We start from the raw sequence: 14,569 nt of genomic DNA, 5'->3' as shown, positions 1-14,569 counted from the left end.
TAACCTACGGTACCGTAGGTTACTCAGGAGGTAACTTCGTGTCCGACACTGTGCAACCATCCGCCCCGGTGGCGGAGGCTTCCGGCGGCACCGACCATGAGGCCGGGCTGGTGGACAAGACGCTCGAGACCGTGCGGGAAGAGCTCGCGCTGATCAAGCCGCGCATGCGCGGGTGGATTCACGCCTGGGCCGTGGGCATTGCCGCCATCGCGGTCATCGTGCTGGTGAGCGTGGCAACGACGGTGTCCGCGACCGCGGTGTGGTCGACGGCCGTCTACGGGCTGACCGTCTGCGGCGTCTTCGGCATCAGCGCCACCTATCACCGGGTGAACTGGCGCACCGCGCGCGCCCGCATGTGGATGAAGCGGGCCGATCATTCGATGATCTTCCTGTTCATCGCGGGCTCGTACACCCCGTTCGCGTTGCTCGGGGTGCGCGGCAGGTCCGGAACCATCCTGTTGACCGTGGTGTGGGTCGGCGCGCTGGCGGGTGTGGCCCTGAAGATGTTGTGGCCCACCGCTCCTCGCTGGGTCGGGGTGCCGCTGTATCTGCTGCTGGGCTGGGCCATCGTGCCGGTCGCGGGGACGCTCATCTCGAATGTGGGCTGGGCTCCGGTACTGCTGCTCTTGGCGGGCGGTATCGCGTACAGCGTCGGCGGCATTCTCTACGCGGCGCGCTGGCCGGACCCGTGGCCGGAGGTATTCGGTCATCACGAGTTCTTCCATGCCGCAACGGTGGTCGCGGCGCTCTGCCACTACATCGCGGTCTGGCTGGTACTGCTCCGCTGACCGGGACACGGCGGGTTACTCGCGGAGCAATTACTCACAAAGGTGCCATCCGGGGTGAAAGGTCTCTAAAGTCCTGAGCAATAGCCGGACGACACCCTAGGCATGCCACCGCGATGACACCCACCCGCACACCCGACACGGCCGTCGCCTCCGCGACGCCTCTGGCGACGTGATCAGCAGGGTCATCCTGTGGGCGCTGCGCGCGCGATGGGGATTGTCGGCCGTGGTCATGGCGTGCAATCTCAGCGGCCTCGCGGTGATCACCATCGAACTCTGGCTCAGTGGATTCTTCGGACGGCTCGGCTCGGATTGGCTGAGCACCTTCGTGCAGGTGTCCATCTATCCGAGCATCGGCGCGGCCATCGGCATCGTGCTCGCGGTGCGCGACCGGACGCACTATTTCGGCTGGCTGGATCAGCGGCGCGCGCCCACCGAATCCGAGGCGCGGCGGCTGCTGCAACTGCCCATGGGCATTACGGTGCGGGCGCTGGCGATCTGGATTCCGGGCGTGATCATCGCGGCGGCGCTGTTCGCGCACGCGACCGCGCCGCGGAATTTCGCGGTGGTGCTGTCCATGTTCACGCTCGGCGCGCTGGAGTCGGCGGCCATCACCTATCTGATCGTGGATCGGTTGATCCGGCCCACCATTCCGGTGGTCGCGGAGGTGTTGGACGATACCGCGCACTGGAGTTCCACCGTGCTGATGCGGGTGCTGGTCACCTTCGCGGTGGTGGGCGCGGTACCGCTGCTCATGATGATCACCGTGCTGGCCGATCCGACGCCGGAGTACACCGACCGCATTCGCACCGCCATATACCTTGCGGTGGTGGGGCTTTCGGCCGGTTCGGTGGCGACGGCGGCACTGTCGCGCGCGGTCGCCACGCCCATGCACACGCTGCGGGACGCCCTGGATCGGATCGCGCGCGGTGAACTCGATGTGCGGGTGCCGATCGGCAGCACCAGCGAGATCGGGCGGCTCGAACACTCGGTGAACGAGCTCGCCGCGAATCTCGCTGAGCGCGAACGCATGTTGACGGTTTTCGGGCGGCACGTCGGCACGGAGGTCGCCGAACGGGCACTGTCCGGTACCGGCGACACCATCGGTGTCACCGATCTGAACGGCGACACCCGGGTGGTGACAGCGCTTTTCGTCGATGTCACCGGATCCGTCGCCCTCGCGACCGAACTCGCGCCGCACGATTTCGTCACCAAACTGAATCGGCTGCTGTCCATCGTGGTCGCCGCCACCGAGGAGAACCACGGGCTGGTCAACAAGTTCGAAGGCGATGCGGCACTGTGCATTTTCGGTGCGCCGATCGCCCTGGACGACAACGCCACCCCCGCCCTGCGCGCCGCCCGCCGCATTCGCGATGAGGTGACCGCCGCCGGGGAACTCGATATCGGCATCGGCGTCGCCCGCGGCATGGTCTTCGCCGGGGATGTCGGCGCGGACACCCGCCTGGAATTCACCGTGATCGGCGACGCCGTCAACGAGGCGGCTCGCCTCACCACCGAGGCCAAGCAGACACCGCGCCGCATCCTGGCCAGTCAGGCCGTCATCGACGCCGCCGCCGAGTTCGAGCGCAGCAAGTGGGCGCTGCACGACACCCTCCACCTCCGCGGCCGCAAGGAGCCCACTCCAGGGTGGACCGACGTTCCGGTCCGCACGTCAGGCCTCCGCAACGGCACCGCCCCGCAGGTCGAGCCGGAGCAGGTCGCACCCCCGGTCGCGACCGCCGACCTGGCAAACGATCACTAGTCATGCACGGCATTCGCGGCATAGTCGGAGCGCTGCGAGAATCTCGAGATAAACACGCCCGGAACTGTAGGTCCGCGCGTATGGCGGGGCAATGGAATATGGGCCCCGGCCGACCAGTTCGACCCGTGGACGGGATGGGTCGGCAGACCACCATGCTCGAGGGGGATGCCGGATGAGCTGACCAGGGTTTCGTACTACTCGGGGACTACTCGGGTCGGTACCTGTGGGGGATTCGCGGGTGGGGTGCGGAGGATCACGCTGGGAGCATGACCGAAGTCAGTGCTTCGCATCGCTTCCCCACCGCTCCGGAACCCGTTCGCGCGCCCCTGCTCGCCCTGGCGTTCCGCGCCGTCGTCATCGCCCTGCTCGCCGGGGCCGGGGAGACGGTGCTGCGCGCCGGTATCGCCCTGGCCGATCCGGATACCAACGCGGGCGGACTGGTCTACGGGCTGCTGATTCGCAGCGCCATCTACCTGACCGTGCTGACCGTCGCCGTCCGCATGGTCGCCGGAGTCCCCTGGGCGCGAATGGCTCTCATCATCGGGCTGGGCACGGTCGGGCTGGCGTCGCTGGTCGCCGAACCCATCGGCGCGGCGCTCACCGGGCACGTGGCGATCGAGTGGACCGCCGGAAACATCGCGATCGGAGTGCTCCGCGCCGTGCACATCGTCGCGGTGCTGGTCGCGGTTCCCGCCATGGTGCGCGCGGGCACCCAACTCCGCCGCCACGCGTAATCGCCTGCCGCACAGGCGGTGTGACGGCAAGCGATACGTGTCGGGTCAGGCCGGGGGTGTGAGGGCGGCGCGCACCTCCGCGACGGTGGTGACGGGGAGGTCGCAGACCGAGCCGCGGCAGACGTAGGCGGCGGACAGGTCGTTGACCGGCGGTCGATCGGTGAGCAGCGGTTGCGAATCCTGTTCTCCGGAAATGATTACCGAGCCGCCGGGGGCCGCTACCCGGGCGGCGGTGAGCAGGCAGGCGGCCCAGCCGTCCAGGTCCGCGTCACCCGCCGAGACCGCGACCTGGATGGGACCGCGCAGCGCGGCTTCGGCGACCGCGAGCCAATGTCCCGCCGAGCGTGGGGCTTTGGCGAGCAGCACCGCACCGCGCGCCAGGGTCTGGTCGGCCAACTCGCGGTAGCGGATAGCCTGCTCCGGTGCGCTGAGCGCTGCGGCGGTGAGCAGTGCGTCCGCGAGAACCGAAGTGCCGGAAGGGGTTGCGCCGTCGATCGGATCGCGGGGCCGGGTCACCAGGGTTTCGGCGTCATCGGCGGTGTCGAACCAGCTGCCGGGCGTTTCCGGATCGGCGAAATGCGTAATGGCCGCATCGAGTACGCGATGCGCCTGTTCCAGCCAATCACCGCTGCTGGTCTGGTGCAGTGTGAGCAATCCCAGTGCGAGCCAGGCGTAATCCTCCAGCACGCCGGGCGCGGCCCCCGCGACACCGCCGAGTGAGGCCCGGCAGGGTCGCCCGTCCCGCACATGCGTATCGAGCAGGAAGCGCGCGCACCGTTCGGCGGCGGCGATCCACACCGGATTCAAGTGTGCCGCACCGGCTTCCGCGAGCGCGGTGATCGCCATGCCGTTCCAGGCGGTGACCACCTTGTCATCGCGTTCGGGCTGCGGGCGGCGACCGCGGGCATCGCTCAATATGCCCCGAATGCGTTCGAAGCGTTCGTAATCCGAGGTGTCGGGATCGGTGTACCGCGTGAGCACCGAAGTCCCGTGCTCGAATGTCCCGGCCGTGGTGACACCGAAAAGCTCTGCGACCCAGGCCCCGTCGATCGCGCCGAGCACCCCGTTCAGCTCCGCCGGAGTCCACACGTAGGTGGCCCCCTCGACCCCCGGCTGCCCTTCCTCCAGATGCGTATCCGCGTCCAGCGCGGAAGCGAACCCGCCCTGTTCGGTGCCGAGATCCTCCAGCAGGAAGTTCACCGTCTCGCGAGTGACCCTGAGCGCCAAGGGTTCCGACGCGTCCGGCGCCGCCAGCGGATCCCGCCAGGGCGCGTCCTGCCCGTCCTGCGCCCGCCGCGCGAGATGCGAGTAGACCCGCAACAGCTGCGCGTTGTCGTACAGCATCTTCTCGAAATGCGGCACCACCCAGGCGGCATCCACCGAATACCGCGCGAATCCCCCGCGCAGCTGGTCATAGATCCCACCCCGCGCCATCGCCTCGGCGGTGAACGAAACCACCTGCCGCACAGCGTCGTTGCCGGTTCGCTCATAGTCCCGCAGCAGCCCCTCCAACAGCGCCGACGGCGGGAACTTCGGTGCGCCGCCGAACCCCCCGTGCTGGTTATCCACATCCTTCAACACGGTCGTGACCGCGTGATCGAGCAGTTCCGGGCCGATCTGCACCGTGCTGTCCGGCAATCCGGCGGCCTGCTGCCGCAACGCCTCCCCCACCTGCGCCGCCGCCTGATCCACCTCATCCCGCCGATTCACCCAGGTCTCGGTGAGCGCGGTCAGCACCTGCGTGAACGAGGGCATCCCGTGCCGGGGAGTCTTCGGGTAATACGTCCCGCAGTAGAACGGCTCCCCCTCGGGCGTCAGGAAGCACGTCATCGGCCATCCGCCCTGCCCGGTCATGGCGACGGTGGCATTCATGTACACCGCGTCCAGATCGGGCCGCTCCTCCCGATCCACCTTGATACACACGAAGTTCGCGTTCATCAGCGCCGCGGTCTCCGCGTCCTCGAACGACTCGTGCGCCATGACATGACACCAATGGCAGCTGGCGTAGCCGATGGAGAGCAGGATCGGCACATCGCGGGCGGCGGCCTCGGCGAGCGCGTCGGCGTCCCATTCTCGCCAGTCCACCGGATTGTGGGCGTGTTGGCGCAGGTAAGGCGATGTCGCTCCAGCCAATCGATTCACACCCGTCAACCTTTCCCGGTCGAACTCGCAGACAACACGCTCGGTCGACATGAAGAGTAGTGCGCCCGCAGCGGCCGGGACATCGGCTGCGGCTCCCGAGATGAATGTCCCTCGGGTTGTTGGCGTTTCGGCAAAAGGTGGTGGTCGGTTGCTGATCCCGGCTAACGTAGGGCGTAGATGGACGACCCGCCGCAGTGATCGAGCTCGGTTGTTGTCACCTACTCCCGCAGGAGTCCCTGTGCAGACGGCGAAGAACGCGCTATTCGGCACGAGCCGACCCCGCCGGAACCTACGGCGTGCGGCGGATCTTCGTGATGTCCCACGCGGGCCCGGCCGGGTGCCGGTGCTCGGGCACGGCTGGCGATTGTTTCGTGATCCGGTCCAGTTCATGGTGGATCTGGCGGCCGCCGGGAAAATCGCGCGGGTCGATATCGGCAATCGGGTTGTCTACGTCATCACCGATTTCGAACTGCTGCACGGGGTGTTGGTGGACAACTCCGGGGCTTATGAGCGCGGGCTTCTCTTCGAACGCATCCGCCTCATCTTCGAGGAATCGCTGATTGTCGCGGATGGTCAGCGGCACAAGGAACTTCGCCGTCTGGTGCAACCGGCGTTTCATCGACCGGAGCTGGAGGGTCACACGCCGACCGTGCAGCGCAACGCGGACGCACTGGCGAGTTCGTGGCAGCCGGGACAGATTGTCGAGATCCGTTCCGCGCTACTGGATTTGGTGATCACAGATCTGCTCGGTTCCATGTTCTCGCATGAACCGGAGACCGAGGAACTGCGATTCATCTCGAGTCTGATCGGGAACATCGGCGCGGGCGCCATTGTGGGCAGTGTGCTGCCGAAGCGGCTGGCGAGCCTGCCCTTGCCGGTGAACCGCAAATTCCTGTCGTCCGGAACGCGGCTGCGGGACTATTGCCGGGAGCTGCTGGTCGCGCGCCGAGCCAGCGGTGAGCGCCGCAGTGACCTGCTCGACATCCTGCTGTACGCACCGGACGGTGCACACCATAGTGACAAACTGCTGGCGGAGCAGGCCGTGACGGTTCTCTTCGGCGGCATCGACGCCTTGACCGCCACGCTGACCTGGTCGCTGTACGAGTTGTCCCGGCGTCCCGAGGTGGCGTCGCGAGTGCGGGACGAGATCATCGACGCGGGCGAACTCGACCCTCGAAAACTCGATCGGCTCGAATACCTGAACTGTTTCCTGAACGAAGTCACCAGGATTCATTCGCCGCTGCTGCAGACCAGGCGCAGTGTCACCGAGGTCGAACTCGATGGATTCACATTTCCCGCCGGCACCGATATCGGCTACAGCCTTGCCGCCATTCATCGCAATCCGCGTATCTTCCCCGAGCCAGACACCTTCGACCCGGACCGGTGGTCGCCGTCGAGCTCCGGATCGAAATCCCGGAGCTTCGCACCGTTCAGCATGGGCAATCAAATGTGTGTCGGCAGGAATTTCGCATGGGTGGTGCTGCAGACGACGCTGCACAGTCTGCTGTCGCGGTGGGAGTTCGGGCCGGTCGAGACCGGGAAGCTGCCGCGGGCCATGGGTCCGATCCCCGGGATGAGACGACTTCCGCTCCAGGTTCGCCCGGTCTCCTCAGCTACCGCCTGATTCGGTGACCGCCGTCCGGCGCAGGCCGGATATCCGGCGAATCAGGATGGGCAGCACGACCGCCGCGAGGAACAGGGTGACGGCAACGAGGATGAAGTAGAGCAGCGATCCATTGCGCCCGAAGCGGGGCTGAAAGGCGACCTGCTGACCGGTTGCGGCGACGGCGTTGAGGAACGGGGCGTAGGCCTGCACGGTGAAGCCGTGGGGAAGCAGATTCATCGCGCTCTCGGCCACATACACCCAGAACAGCAGAACGGCGACGGCGGCGGACGGGGCGCGAACCAGTGATCCCGCGGCGATGCCGACCCCGCACGCGGCGAACGCGTAGACCGGGACGGTCCACAGGAACCGGATACCTGCCGAATCGGTAATGTCAACGGCCCCATAGAGTTCCGGGAACTGGTGCGGCAGCGTGACCATGACGATCACGAGCAGCGCCAGGGTCGAGATCGCCGCGATGACGCCGTAGTAGATCCATCGGGCCAACGCGACCGTCCACGCCCGGGGGAACAGGAAGGTGCTGAGATCGCTTGTGCGCCCGCGCCTTTGGGTGCCGTGTGCGTAGGCGGCGGTGACCATCATGACCGATACGGAGAAGGTCATCACCCAGTACACCGAGTTGACGGTGGAGACCGGGGCCACGAACCGCTGCCCGGGCAGGGTCGCGAGTCGCTCTGCGACAGCGGCGATTCCGAACGTGACGACCAGCGGCAGTGCGAAGGTGAGCGGGACGGCGACGGTCCACAGGAAACCGCGTCCGGCGGTGCGGGTCCATTCGGCGGCGACGCCGCGGCAGACGAGGGTGACCGGTCCGGGGCCGCTCATGAGGCCGCGCCCGACGCGAGGCGACCGGGTAGACCGGCGATGCGCACGTAGGCGTCTTCGAGACCGGCCTCGCCGGGCTCCAGTGTGCTCATGAGGTTTTCGAAAGTCCGGTCGGCCAGCACACCGTGGTTTCCGAGGATGACGATGTGATCGGCATTGCGTTCGACCTCATCGAGCAGATGTGAGGCGACCAGGACACAGGTCCCGGCATCGGCGAGTTCGCGCAGCAATTCACGTATCCATCGAATGCCTGCGATATCGAGGCCGTTCAATGGTTCGTCGAGCAGCAGGGTCCGAGGCTCACCGAGCAATGCGGCGGCGATGCCGACCCGTTGCAGCATGCCGAGCGAATAGTGCCCGAGCCGACGGTCGGCGACCCCCACCAGATCGACGATCTCCAGCACCTCACCGACCCGGCCGACGGGTATGCCGCGGGCCCGAGCGATCCAGCGCAGATGCCGGCGTGCGGTGTGGCGCGGGTCGAAAGCCCGATAGTCGAGGTGCATTCCGAGCGTCGCGGGCGTGGTGCGATGGGCTCGGACCACGGTGTCGTCGACCCGAACGGTCCCGGCGGCGGGCGCGATGAGGCCGCAGATGCACCGCAGCAGCGTGGTCTTGCCGGTGCCGTTGAGACCGATCAGGTAGGTGATCGCCCCGTCCGCCACCGTCAGTTCGGGGACTTCGAGGACGGTCACGCCCGGGTAGCCCAGGGTGAGGTCACGAATATCGATCACGGTGCTCCGCGCCGGTCGGAAGTCACAGGACGCCGGTCAGAAGTCGCAGGACATCGACAGACCCACGGCCTTGACGCCCTCGCACACCGAACTGTTGGAGAGCTTCCAGACCCCGTCGATCCGCTTCCAGACCACCCGCGCGGTGATATCCGGCCGCCCCACCGACCTGGTGCGCAGCATCGCGGTGTGCACATTGCCGTCGTGGGTTTCCGGACCGCTGATCTCGTTCGATCCGTACGGAGCCCGGAACATGCCGGTGTTGAAGAGCGCGTCCGCGACCGCGACCGCCCCCATACCGCCTTCCATATTGGCCGCCTTGGCCTCGTCGGAGACGCCGGGCGTTTCGATCAGGAAGACGACCTGATCGTGCAGATCATCAAGGGAGGGAACATCTTTGGTGAGCAGGAACGCGCCGGGAGCGGCGGACGCGACGGGGGCACTGACAATCGAGACGCCGGTCGTGACCGCGGCGACCGTCAGGATCGACGACACGGTACCGGCGACAATCTTCAAGGACTTCATCTCTTCATCCTTTTATCGACTTGGCGACTTCCTCAGGGTTTGCGGCCGATGGCGCCGAGCATGACCATCCGCGTCTCCGGTAGGTCGGGGCGGAGCCACTGCTGCACCGGCACCACACCGGGTTCGAACAATTCGAAGCCGGCCAGGTACGACTCCGTCTCGGCCGTGGACCGGAAGGTGACCTGGGCCGAGGTGTTGGCGGTGCCGGTGAGCACCTGGAGTATCTCCGGGGAGGAATCGCTGGAACCGTGACTGATCGCCAGATAACTACCCGATACCACCCGATCACGAAAGGCGGCGACGACCTCGGCGGGGCGCTCGTCGTCCATCACGTAATGCAGCACGCCGGAGAACAGCAGGGCTATCGGCTCATCGAAATCGAGCAGACCGCGCTTGGTGATCTCATCGAGAATGTCACCGGGACAACGGATATCGCCGAGCAACGCGGTGGTTCCGGGAGGTCCGGCGAGCAGCGCCTCACAGTGGGTGACCACGACCTGGTCGTAGTCGACATACACCACCTGTGCGGTCGGCTGGATCTCCCGAGCGGCCTCGTGCACGCTGGGCGCGATCGGAATCCCCGAGCCGAGATCGAGGAACTGACGGATGCCCGCTTCGGCGGCCATCTGGACCGCTTTGATCAGGAATCCTCGGGTGAACAACACCAGAGCCCCGAGTTCGGGGACTTCAGCGAGCATCCGACCGGCCATTTTGCGGTCGGTCTCGTAGTTGTCCTTTCCGCCAAGCAAGTAGTCATACACCCGGGCGGAGCTCAGCTCATTGGGGTCGAGCGAATCCGGTTTCCGCCTGAGCTCCGACGCAGGCCTCTCGGTACCTTCGGCCACAGATGTAACCGTAGCCGACCACCGGCCCGGGTGTATGCCACTCCACAGATCTGCCGATGCCCGGATGCGGTGGAACCGCATCCGATCGCCATCGGCGTACCGTGCTCCGGCACAACACGATCCGGCCCTTCGCGACGGGTCGACCAGTACGTACTCTCAACCGCCGGCGCGGACCGGGCTCGAATCCGTTTGCGCCAACGCGACCGCGTGCGCCACCGCGGTCCGCGCCCGATCGACGGTCGCGTACCGGCCCAGACCGCAAGGGGCCGCTACATCCAACCGGCCGCCGTAGGCCGACTCGGCCACCGCCAGCGCCTGTCGCGCCTGCGCGAGCGGTTGCCCCGCATGCGCGAGACCGGCGACAACCGTTGTGGTGGAAGGCAATTCGAGACGAGCCAGCGGAGCGTAGTACCGCGGCCGGACCGGCGCCTGTTTGCCGTCGCCGATGGGCAGGTGGACGAAATCGAGATGCCGTCCGGCGGGCCAGTGGCGGGCTATGGCGTTGGCAAGCGCGACGACCGGAGCCGTCGACCGCGGTCGCACCGCCGGTTTGTCGTCGAGGCTTCCGTAGCAGAGGTGCACTCCGAAATGGGCATCGTGCGGAGCCCGTGCGACCAGGCGCGCGATGGCGCGGCCCGCGGCGGTGGCCGGGCCCTGCCGCAGCACACCGGGTGTCCCCGCGCACAGAAGCGTCTCGGCCGCCAGTTCGAGTTGGAATACGACATTGCCGCGCATCGCCTCGTGGATACGGACGATCTCCCTGACCGTGGCGTCGAGGATCGGCCGGTAGTAGGGAAAGCCTCTGCGCCACAGCAGCATTCGCGCCTCGAAGGCGATGAAACCGATGACGAACGGGGTCGGGATACCCACCTGTAGGCGGAGTCCGGGATCGGTGCGGCGCAGCTCGGCCAACGCGGCCGCGGCCCGCTCGGCTTCCCGCGCGTAGCCGAGCGCGGAGTCGACATCGGCTTCCACCAGCGATCGACCCGGCCGCAGCCGGAAGGTGTCGCGGGCGCGCAGCGTCGACCAATCACCGGTACGCACCGGAGCCAGCGCGGAGATCTCGCCGAACCGGTCGATGATGGGTCTGACGTACCACTGGGCGCGAAAGGGATCCGCCTCGCAGCCCGGAACCATACCGTCGAGAAAGTCACCGGCGGTGTCGACGGCGAATGCCATCGCCTGCTCCGGACTATCCAACTGTGCGGGCAGGCTGCCCACGAAGTGAACCCGACGCTCGCGCTGCACAGCGCCAGTCTCGCATATCGGCTGTCTCCGAACATGGGTGTCGGCAAAGAAGATTCGAACCTCCGCCGCCGTCACCCCGCCGTGCCGGGAGGTTGCAGCAGACGGCCGATGAGATCGCGGCGGCTGCGGACGCCGACCTTGTCGAAGACGGCTTTGAGATGGTCCTGGACGGTATGCGGGGAGATGTGCAGGGTGTCGGAGATGAGCTGGGTGGAGGTGCCGCGCAGCACCAGGCGGGCGACTTCGGCTTCGCGCGGGCTGAGACCGTGAGCCGCGAGCATGAGCGGGATGGTGGCGGTGGGTTCGGCGGTTCTGACCACGACGCTGATGCGTTGTTCGCTGGGCGGGCCCTGCAGGCGGGAGGCGTGCAGGGTGAGCCAGTGTCCGTCGACGGTGCGGACTCGGCTGGTGGGCAGGGTTCGCGATGGCGCGGTGCCCTGTTCGATCGCGCGCACGGCCATGGCCACGGTGTACACGGCCAGCGGGAGTGGAAGGTGGATCGAGCGGGTCTCGTCCACGAGGGATAGCAGGTGTGCGGCTTCGGGCGTGACGGCCACGACGCCGAGGTCTTCGGCGAGCAGTACGACGCCGGGTTCGCCGACGCCACCGTTCGACGGGGCACCGTGCAGCAGCACGGCCTGGCGCAGGGCGTGCGCGAGGTGCGGTGCGATGGTCGCGATCAGCGCGGCCTCGGCGTCGGTGAAGCCGAGCGGATGGTCTTCGCGATGCAGGCACAGGTAGCCCCAGCATTGTGAGCCGGTCACCAGTGCCGCGCGCAGTTCGTCGCCGAGGCCCAGCGGTCGCATGATCTCGCGATAGCGTCCGCTGGCGAACCGGTCGGCGTGTGTCGCGGTATCCAGGGATGCCACGTGCCTATTCGAAATGGCAAGTGCCGCAAACCTGTTCACATCGGAGCCGCCGAACTCATTGTCCATGAACAGCGGTGTCACCGCGCCGAGCGGTTCGTCGGCGAACGCTCCGGTGAACAACAGGGTCTCGGGATCGGCGGTGGCGAAGAACGCCGCGTCCACCGGCATGAGCTTGCGCACCGAGCGCAGGAATTCGCCGTGTACCCCGGGGACGTCCAACCCGTCATGGCAATGACGGATCAGATCCTGCACGGCCCGTGCCGTGTCGGTTGTTCTCGACACCTTCCCAGTATCCTCGGCCGATTCGACTTCGGAACCCCCAACTACCTGGGATGGTGGCCCGCCCCGATCGGTTCGACGATCGATCCATGACAAACAACGACAGCACCCGGAACAACAAGCAACTCGTCGACACGTTCATCCAGGAACTGTTCACCAAGGGCAACCTCGATGCCGTCGACCGCTACCTCGCCCCCGATTTCGTCAACCACGACGATCCCTTCCCCGGCGCTCCCGCCGGAGCCGAGGGCCTGCGCATCGCCGCCGCGATGTTCCGCGCGGCCCTACCCGACTGGCACAGCGATATCGACCAGCTCATCGCCGAAGGCGACCTGGTGGTCGAACGCTTCACCGCCCGAGGCACCCACCGGGGCGAACTCATGGGAGTCGCCCCCACCGGAAACACCCTGGTACTCACCGGCATCCAAATCTTCCGGGTCACCGGCGACAAAATCGCCGAACGCTGGGGCCGCCTCGACGACATCTCCCTGCTGCGCCAACTCGGCCTCATCCCCGCCTGATCCATCCGGACCCGCGGACACCCGTCAGCCCAGGGTGGAGACCCAGCTCAGGCTGGTGTCCGTGCGGCCGAGTACCCCGATGACCCGGCCGGCGGGTGGGCCGGACTCCTTTCGCGTCACCACGAAGTGCGCGCCATCGGCCAATTCGGCCGGGGTGCAGACGTATTCGGCGGTGACGAGGAGTTCCATGCGTTCGGCGTCGTCGGCACAGACCCGGGTGCCGGTGCGGGCTCCGGCGAGTACCAGGAAGACGACATCGCCCCAGGCCTCGTGGGGTTTGCGCTCCAGCACGATCGAGCGGGTTCCGGCGACCTGTTTCATCGCGTCCAAGGTGGTGGTGAGGCCGACGGTGCCGGGGCGGCGATTGGCCAGCGAGTGGGTCAGGCCGCTGACCACGAGCCCGATGACCAGCAGGGCGACTCCGGCGTACCGCAGTACGGCCGCGCCGTTGAATTCGAGTTCCGCGATCCACCGGGTGAGACCGATCAGCAGCAGCGCGAACATGAAAAGCGGTACAGCATAGGAGAAGTAGCCGATGTACGGCTCATTGATCTGGTCGATGCCGATCGTCGCGTAAATCGACATCAGTGGCACGGTCGCCGCACAGACCGCGAGTCCGCTGCGCAGGAATTTCTCACCGCGCGTGAGCAACGCCACAAGCGCGAAGAGCACGATGAAGATGATGACGCCGAGGATGCGGTTCGGCCCCCAGAACTGCACCGTGTACCAGGCCGCCGTCCACGGTGCGTGTATTCCGTGCCCACCGCCGTAGATGGCATATTTCGCGAGTTCGCCCGGGAAATGCACGATTCCGTCGAGCACGATCGTCGAGGCGAATGCCGCGGCGATTCCGCCGAACAACCACCAATCCCGCTTGGCGACCGCGAGTTTGCGCCGCCAGATGAGAAAGAGCGCCGCGCCGCCGAGCAGTGGCACGAAGAACAGGAACTCCGCGTGCCCGTGGATGAGCAATCCGCCCGCGAGCGCCAGCACCCACAGATGTTCGGTGCGCCCGGCCACCACCGAGGCGACCGCCACCAGCAGCAGCAGGAACGGGGCGAAATACACGTAGGGCATCCAGAGCCCGCTGAGCAGATCGCGGTACACGGTGACGAACAGCAGACTCGCGCCGCCGATCCCGGCGATGAGCGTCCAGGACGGATACCAGCTGTAGATCACGCTCAATGCCAGGGCCACCAGTGCCGCGTTGAGCAGCAGAATGGCGATCGCCTGCCCATTCCAGGGCGTCGGCACCCAATGCAGCACATCGTAGAAAAGCCATTCGCCGAACGCCTGCACGTATACGAATGAGGGACCGGGATGATGAAATCCGACCCTGGAGTAGTTGCCCACCAGCAGATCGAAATGTTTTGCCGAGAGCACCAGGATCGAGACGGTCCCCGCGTCCCCCTCCTCGTACACGGACTGGGTAAAAAGGTCACGACTGCTGGTCAGCAGTGCCGTGGCATACGCGAGCCAAGCCACGAAGAAAACTCTCACGAGCCCGGAGCCTATCCGCCGAATCGTCAGGCGTCCTAACGGTCGGCCGGTCGAGAAGGAAGGGGCGTTTCATGCAGCGCGATATCGGTTCGGCGCTGCCGCATGAAGTTCCAGGTGTTCCGGTGCCGTCGCGCAGCGAGTTCAGTACATGGAACAGGCCGGTGAAAATGAGCATCTGG

13 protein-coding genes are annotated in these 14,569 nt (G+C 66.6%); 5 read left to right on the top strand and 8 right to left on the bottom strand.

Translation table 11 applies throughout. The features are described 5' to 3' along the window. Window positions 1-107 precede the first annotated feature (107 nt). From ACFVUS_RS33720 to ACFVUS_RS33710, 3 genes are all read left to right on the top strand, one after another. A complete protein-coding gene (locus ACFVUS_RS33720; protein ID WP_387778438.1) occupies window positions 108-788 on the top strand; it encodes a hemolysin III family protein in 681 nt (226 codons plus the stop codon). 169 nt (window positions 789-957) lie between these two features. Beyond that, complete coding sequence (locus tag ACFVUS_RS33715) at window positions 958-2,547, top strand: adenylate/guanylate cyclase domain-containing protein (protein WP_387775977.1); 1,590 nt, start codon at window positions 958-960, stop codon at window positions 2,545-2,547. Between the two features lie 266 nt (window positions 2,548-2,813). Beyond that, the gene (locus tag ACFVUS_RS33710; RefSeq protein WP_387775974.1) at window positions 2,814-3,281 is read left to right on the top strand and encodes a hypothetical protein; all 468 of its coding nucleotides are present in this window, start codon (window positions 2,814-2,816) and stop codon (window positions 3,279-3,281) included. A gap of 45 nt (window positions 3,282-3,326) precedes the next feature. On the opposite strand, the gene ACFVUS_RS33705 is transcribed toward ACFVUS_RS33710, so the two are convergent. Next, window positions 3,327-5,423: a thioredoxin domain-containing protein gene (locus tag ACFVUS_RS33705; protein WP_387775971.1), complete on the bottom strand. Its 2,097-nt coding sequence runs from the start codon at window positions 5,421-5,423 to the stop codon at window positions 3,327-3,329. A 238-nt stretch (window positions 5,424-5,661) separates the two neighbouring features. On the opposite strand from ACFVUS_RS33705, the gene ACFVUS_RS33700 reads away from it, so the two are divergent. Next, window positions 5,662-7,047: a cytochrome P450 gene (locus ACFVUS_RS33700; protein WP_387775968.1), complete on the top strand. Its 1,386-nt coding sequence runs from the start codon at window positions 5,662-5,664 to the stop codon at window positions 7,045-7,047. Here the strand turns inward: ACFVUS_RS33700 and ACFVUS_RS33695 are convergent. From ACFVUS_RS33695 to ACFVUS_RS33670, 6 genes are all read right to left on the bottom strand, one after another. Next, window positions 7,033-7,872, bottom strand: a complete 840-nt coding sequence (locus tag ACFVUS_RS33695) for an ABC transporter permease (protein ID WP_387775965.1) — start codon at window positions 7,870-7,872, stop codon at window positions 7,033-7,035. The two genes, ACFVUS_RS33700 and ACFVUS_RS33695, sit on opposite strands and share 15 nt — an antisense overlap. After that, window positions 7,869-8,606: an ABC transporter ATP-binding protein gene (locus ACFVUS_RS33690; protein ID WP_387775962.1), complete on the bottom strand. Its 738-nt coding sequence runs from the start codon at window positions 8,604-8,606 to the stop codon at window positions 7,869-7,871. The genes ACFVUS_RS33695 and ACFVUS_RS33690 overlap by 4 nt, the downstream gene beginning before the upstream one ends. Window positions 8,607-8,642: 36 nt before the next feature. Next, complete coding sequence (locus ACFVUS_RS33685; RefSeq protein WP_387775959.1) at window positions 8,643-9,128, bottom strand: hypothetical protein; 486 nt, start codon at window positions 9,126-9,128, stop codon at window positions 8,643-8,645. Between the two features lie 32 nt (window positions 9,129-9,160). After that, window positions 9,161-9,973: an SAM-dependent methyltransferase gene (locus ACFVUS_RS33680; RefSeq protein ID WP_387775956.1), complete on the bottom strand. Its 813-nt coding sequence runs from the start codon at window positions 9,971-9,973 to the stop codon at window positions 9,161-9,163. A gap of 156 nt (window positions 9,974-10,129) precedes the next feature. Further along, window positions 10,130-11,221 carry a hypothetical protein gene (locus tag ACFVUS_RS33675; protein WP_387775953.1) on the bottom strand — a complete coding sequence of 364 codons (1,092 nt, stop codon included), beginning with the start codon at window positions 11,219-11,221 and terminating at the stop codon, window positions 10,130-10,132. A gap of 71 nt (window positions 11,222-11,292) precedes the next feature. Then, the gene (locus ACFVUS_RS33670; RefSeq protein ID WP_387775951.1) at window positions 11,293-12,372 is read right to left on the bottom strand and encodes a LuxR C-terminal-related transcriptional regulator; all 1,080 of its coding nucleotides are present in this window, start codon (window positions 12,370-12,372) and stop codon (window positions 11,293-11,295) included. Window positions 12,373-12,458: 86 nt separating this feature from the next. Here ACFVUS_RS33670 and ACFVUS_RS33665 point away from each other — a divergent pair, with 86 nt between their 5' ends. Beyond that, window positions 12,459-12,890 (top strand): ester cyclase, encoded by a 432-nt coding sequence (locus tag ACFVUS_RS33665; RefSeq protein WP_387775948.1) that lies wholly within the window; start codon window positions 12,459-12,461, stop codon window positions 12,888-12,890. A 24-nt stretch (window positions 12,891-12,914) separates the two neighbouring features. Here the strand turns inward: ACFVUS_RS33665 and ACFVUS_RS33660 are convergent, their stop codons facing one another. Then, window positions 12,915-14,390, bottom strand: a complete 1,476-nt coding sequence (locus ACFVUS_RS33660; protein WP_387775945.1) for a hypothetical protein — start codon at window positions 14,388-14,390, stop codon at window positions 12,915-12,917. Window positions 14,391-14,569 lie beyond the last annotated feature (179 nt).

The sequence above is a fragment of the Nocardia sp. NPDC058058 genome (assembly GCF_042885355.1).
Taxonomy (GTDB): domain Bacteria; phylum Actinomycetota; class Actinomycetes; order Mycobacteriales; family Mycobacteriaceae; genus Nocardia.
The sequence above is the reverse complement of the archived record's forward strand: the minus strand, read 5'-3'. Positions and strand labels throughout refer to the sequence as shown.

Coding starts and splice junctions, on each gene's coding strand:
- ACFVUS_RS33710 (WP_387775974.1), top strand. CDS start 2,814: ATGACCGAAGTCAGTGCTTCGCATCGCTTCCCCACCGCTCCGGAACCC.
- ACFVUS_RS33695 (WP_387775965.1), bottom strand. CDS start 7,872: ATGAGCGGCCCCGGACCGGTCACCCTCGTCTGCCGCGGCGTCGCCGCC.
- ACFVUS_RS33685 (WP_387775959.1), bottom strand. CDS start 9,128: ATGAAGTCCTTGAAGATTGTCGCCGGTACCGTGTCGTCGATCCTGACG.
- ACFVUS_RS33665 (WP_387775948.1), top strand. CDS start 12,459: ATGACAAACAACGACAGCACCCGGAACAACAAGCAACTCGTCGACACG.